Genomic DNA, 3,732 nt, shown 5'->3' with positions numbered 1-3,732 from the left:
AAAAATCGACACCAAAGTTGTCTGTAATGTCGTGATCATTCACTTCATACCAATTGAAAGTATCGTATAACATAGCTTTATTGAAAGCACTTGAATTAAATCGTGGCTTACGCTTTTTATGGAGCTTCTCATTGAAAAGGATTTTGGCTCGTAAGGCATCAAACGAGTAACCTCTACCCATTCGCTCTACCTGCCTAATAATGCTGTTAATTGACTCCGTATAAGCGTTAGTGAGCCTTTTATCAAAGTAGTTGAATATTTCGACATGCCAGTTGTCTACGGCTCTCACGAGGTCTTTATATGCGTCTTTAGAGTTACTGGACATACAACGGTGTCTCCATTGACTATAACGAAGACGACCTTCATCTGGATCAGGAGTATCCCATATCCAGTAAAACTCTTCTTTGAGTTCATAGGCTTCTTTTAAAGCAGGAAGATTACCTAACCAAGTATCTAAGAGGAATGATTCACGTTCATTTAGATCGTGTTTACGCTTTAGAAGGATAAACCTTTCACGCATAAGGGTACGTCTTTCTTTTTGGCTCATATGGGCTTTCAAAGACTTTCTGACGTTATCTAAGGCTTGATTAGCCATTCTAACTACATGAAACTTATCTACGACAACTTTAGCGTGTGGAAGGATAGTGTTCACTGCGTCTTTGTAAGGCTTCCACATATCCATTGTGACGTACTCAATATAAGTCCTGTCACTGATTTCTGAAAGACGTTGGATGACTGTTTCCTTGTTACGGTTTGGCTTGATGTCATAAATAGTCCTGCGTTCAATATTAGTCAATACAAGCCGAGGTCTACGGATAATATGTATCTCGTCTATCCCAAGCCACTTAGGAGTTTCAAACTGGTATTCACGTTCTTTGAGTGCCACATAGTCCTTAAAAACGTTCCTAATAGTTTTCTCGTCAACACCAACGCTTTCTGCGACTTCTACAAAGGTCTTAGACATGGATTGCTCTTGAATGGACTTTAAAAGCCTTTTGGTCATACTACGCTTTTCATCTACAGATATTAGGCGTTCCCAGAAGGTAGATCCGCATTCACGACACTTGTATCGTCTACGGTTCAATTGTAAGCCCACTCGCTTTAAACGAATGGGCAAATCCATAATTAGTTGATTTCTTGAACTGTGTTTGTACAACTTGTCAAAACCACATTCAGGACAACGTTCAGGTGGTCCGACTGCTTCAACTTTAAACATCATATCGGTTTCATTTTCTTGTGGTGGTTCTATTGTTTTAATGTCTGGTAGGGATAATAAGTCTGACATATTGTTCATCCTTTATTACTCTGCGGTGTTAAGGTATCAATTATAGATTTGATGTCGAAATCATCAGTGTTAAATTATTTTTGTGACCACAAATGCACTTAGAAAATCCCTTAAAGCATTTATATAATGGGTGATCGCAAAATAGTGTATGAAATCTTTTGTAGACTTTGCTAAACTACTGCACACCTTTAGTACAGTATTAGCTGGTTCACTTGAATAGGGAGTTGTAAAAAAAGTTCCCTTAGCCTGCACAACAAGATAATTTCGAAACATCTTTATCGAACGTAAGTGCAGCTAATTTTAGCCCTTCAGCCATTGTTAAATATGGTGCTAGGGTTTCTGTTAAATCTTCTATCGTTAAGCCAAATTTAACAGCTAATGATGCTGCATAGATGACATCTCCTGCATTCTCAGATACAATATGAACCCCTAATACTTTTAGTGTTTCTGCATCTGCTACTAGTTTAAATACACCGGTTGTTTCACGGTTTACAATTGCTCTTGGAACAGCATCTAAAGGTAATACAGATGTCTTCACATCATACCCTTTCTCTTTTGCTTGTTCTTCTGTTAAACCAACCGTTGCAACCGTCGGATTCGTAAACGTAACAGCAGGAACTACCGATAAATCTATTTTTTTGTTTAATCCACCGATAGCATTATCAGTAATAATTCCACCTTCATAGGCTGCTACATATACAAATTGCGGTCCTAACGTCACATCTCCTGCTGCATAAATCTTTTCATTACTTGTTTGACCAAAATCATTGATCAGGATTTCATTATTTTTTCCAGTTTCAACACCTGCTGCACTTAAATTTAAAGAATCCGTATTTGGTTTTCTTCCAGTGGCAACAAGTAACTGATCTGATTCAATGACTTCTTTACTGCCATTTACTGTTATGTAAACCTTTTTTATCTCTCCACTTTGTTCAACACGCTCAAAAGTTGCCCCTTTGACAAGGTTTATACCCTGTTCAATTAACGCTTTTTCAACTGACTCTGAAATCTCAGGATCATACTCCTTTAAAAGTCGCTCACTTCTTTGCATAAGCGTTATTTCTGAACCTAAATGATGAAATAGTTGTCCAAGCTCCATTCCAATGTATCCTGAGCCAATTACAGTTAATCGTTTTGGTATTTTCTTTAACTCAAGAAGTGTTGTACTAGTTAAATAGTCCATTTTTTCAAGTCCTGAAATTTGGGGCAACGAAGGCGATGCACCTGTTGCAATTAAAAAGCGTTTTGCAGATAACTTTGCCCCATTGACCTCAACCGTACTAGCATCAACGAATTTTGCTTCACCTTTAATTAAATCAAAATTATATTCATCAATTAAATCCATATATTTTTGATTCCGAAGTTCGCTCACCAATTTATCCTTTTGCGTGATTAAACTAGCTAAATCCACTTCTCCAGCGGATGTTTGTAAACCTTTAAACGGATTGTCTTTTGATAAATGATTGATTTCCCCTGCCCTAAGAAGAGTTTTTGACGGAACACAGCCAATATTCACACAGGTTCCCCCAACCGTTCCACGCTCAATCATTCCAACTTTTGCACCGTATTCTATAGCTTTAATTGCCGAAGAAAAGGCAGCAGCACCAGAACCAATAATAAGAAGGTCATAATCGTCTTCATTAATTAACGCCACGTTTTCTAGTGATGATACTTCTTCAATTTCTCCGGCTTGGTAATTTGCTTCATCAATCGCCTTTATTGCACTTTCAACCTCAATATCATCGGGCAGTTCAAATACTGCTTCACCACGACGAAAATTAGACTCAATATTTTTAGCACCTATCTTTTCAAGTGCTGATTCTACGTGTTTTTCACAACCCGTACAAGTCATTCCTTGAATATTTACCTTAAATTTATTCATAAAAAAGCCCCTTTCGTTAATGTCTCATGTTAATGTTTCTATTATTGGACACGAATGTAATTGCTTTTCATCTGGACATCGTTGTTTTAAGTCGTCTAACATAGTTTCAATTCGTTTTAAATCCTCTATTTGTTTTTGCACTTCCTTTTGTTTTTTAGAAACAAATTCGAACATGTCTTGACAACGAACTTCATCTTTATCTACAACACCAAGTAATTTATAAATCTCGCTTAAAGAAAAACCAAGTTCCTGTATTCGTTTAATAAACCCAACACGCTTAACGTCATCATATGAATATATCCGATAACCAGCTTCCGTTCGGTGAGGTTCTTGTAATAAATTTTTTCTCTCGTAATATCTAATCGTTTCTTTATTAACTCCACATTTATCTGCAAACTCACTAATGCGATAAATCATCTTATTTCACCCCATGAATATTATAAACCGTGTACCATAGTACGCGGTCAAGTAAATTGGACTATTTTATTTTTCCCCAACGTATCACTCGTATGTGATTGATACTTTTATATAATACTATTGATTGTCCTAACATCCCACCAGAAAA

3 protein-coding genes are annotated in these 3,732 nt (G+C 36.8%); all 3 read right to left on the bottom strand.

Going from position 1 to position 3,732, the window contains the following annotated elements:
• On the bottom strand, positions 1-1,285 hold a 1,285-nt coding region (locus ABDZ63_RS15780; RefSeq protein WP_343785180.1), incomplete at its 3' end, for an ISL3 family transposase.
• 241 nt (positions 1,286-1,526) lie between these two features.
• Entirely contained in the window at positions 1,527-3,167 is a 1,641-nt protein-coding gene (gene merA / locus ABDZ63_RS15775; protein WP_013859289.1) for a mercury(II) reductase, read from the bottom strand.
• Positions 3,168-3,191: 24 nt separating this feature from the next.
• Positions 3,192-3,584, bottom strand: a complete 393-nt coding sequence (gene merR, locus ABDZ63_RS15770; RefSeq protein ID WP_001863748.1) for a mercury resistance transcriptional regulator MerR — start codon at positions 3,582-3,584, stop codon at positions 3,192-3,194.
• Between the last annotated feature and the right edge of the window lie 148 nt (positions 3,585-3,732).

Source organism: Alkalibacillus silvisoli (genome assembly GCF_039521975.1).
GTDB lineage: Bacteria > Bacillota > Bacilli > Bacillales > Alkalibacillaceae > Alkalibacillus > Alkalibacillus silvisoli.
Note: the sequence above shows the minus strand (reverse complement) of the source record. Positions and strands in the feature narration are given on the sequence as shown.

What these genes read in the sequence shown, in the direction of transcription:
- merA (WP_013859289.1), bottom strand. Translation starts at nt 3,167, where the DNA reads ATGAATAAATTTAAGGTAAATATTCAAGGAATGACTTGTACGGGTTGT.
- merR (WP_001863748.1), bottom strand. Translation starts at nt 3,584, where the DNA reads ATGATTTATCGCATTAGTGAGTTTGCAGATAAATGTGGAGTTAATAAA.